The sequence below is a fragment of the Streptomyces recifensis genome (assembly GCF_002154615.1).
Lineage (GTDB): Bacteria > Actinomycetota > Actinomycetes > Streptomycetales > Streptomycetaceae > Streptomyces > Streptomyces griseoluteus.
Genome location: NZ_MUNH01000860.1, coordinates 1 through 1,000, shown reverse-complemented (window position 1 = coordinate 1,000; position 1,000 = coordinate 1). Strand labels below are relative to the sequence as shown.

The window sequence follows — 1,000 nt, the reverse complement described above, 5'->3', positions numbered from 1 at the left end:
ACGAGGGCGGCCGGGGTCTGCAACTCATCGCCTCGCTCTCGCAACGCTGGGGCACCCGCTACACACGGGACGGCAAGGCCATCTGGACGGCACAGCAACTGCCCGGTGACGACACGTTCGTCCCCACTTCGGAAGCGTTCGACGTGGACGCCATCCCGCCCCTGGGTGAGGAGCCCGACGCCGGATGACGCATCCCCCGTCCCTTGGGGTGGGGGCACAGGGCCCTGACCACCCGCTCCGGGTACTCACCCGGGAGCCCGCAGCGGAACTGAGTCAGTCGGCCGCTTCGACGTAGGACGCCAGGTTGGCCAGCGAGGAGGCGATCCCGGCCTCGTGGTCCGCTTGGTCGATGCCGGGTGGCACGCCTGTGGCGGTGACGGTCACCTCCGTCCCCTCACCGGCGGCAGTGAGATGCCACGTCATCGTCATGGTGCCTCCGTACGACGGATCGTCAGCCTCGAACACCGCCCGCTGCACCACGCGCTCCGGTGGCACCAGGGCGGCGAACTCGACGTCGACGACATCCGTCGCCTCTGACGACTTGCCGGGGCTGTCGGCGGGGTCGAGATAGGTGAGGACCATCCGGAACCCGCCACCAGGCCGGGGATCCCACCGCTCGACCCGACCGCGCATGCCGTCCGGCGGCAACCATGCCTCGAGGGACTCCCGGTCGAGGAGGGCTCCGTAGACGGTTGCCGGTGATGCCGCGATCACCCGGCTGGCGCGGTCAGTCCTGCCCATGGCCCGAGTCTAGAACTGAGGTTCCCTCGCCGGCGACGGGCTCGGAGAAGGCAAGGTCCTTGAGCCCTCCTCGCTTTGGCACCCGCTACAGCACCCTCCACTCGTCACAGCTGGCGGAGCACAGCACGGCGACTGTGCCGCTGCCGCTGGCCGCTGTGGAGGGGACGTGGTGGGTGGGGGTCGTGCCCTCCGGCTGCTGTCCGCAGGTCAGCACGCGGACCACGGGGGACGACGCCGCGAGGCGCGCGGGGGCGGGGAT

General features: G+C 70.7%; 2 protein-coding genes. One reads left to right on the top strand and one right to left on the bottom strand.

What is annotated here, in order from left to right:
* Positions 1-188, top strand: a 188-nt coding sequence (locus CCN33_RS30395; RefSeq protein ID WP_140394775.1) for an ATP-binding protein, incomplete at its 5' end; no start/stop codon positions are given.
* An 85-nt stretch (positions 189-273) separates the two neighbouring features.
* On the opposite strand, the gene CCN33_RS30390 is transcribed toward CCN33_RS30395, so the two are convergent.
* A complete protein-coding gene (locus CCN33_RS30390) occupies positions 274-741 on the bottom strand; it encodes an SRPBCC family protein (RefSeq protein ID WP_086696494.1) in 468 nt (155 codons plus the stop codon).
* Positions 742-1,000 lie beyond the last annotated feature (259 nt).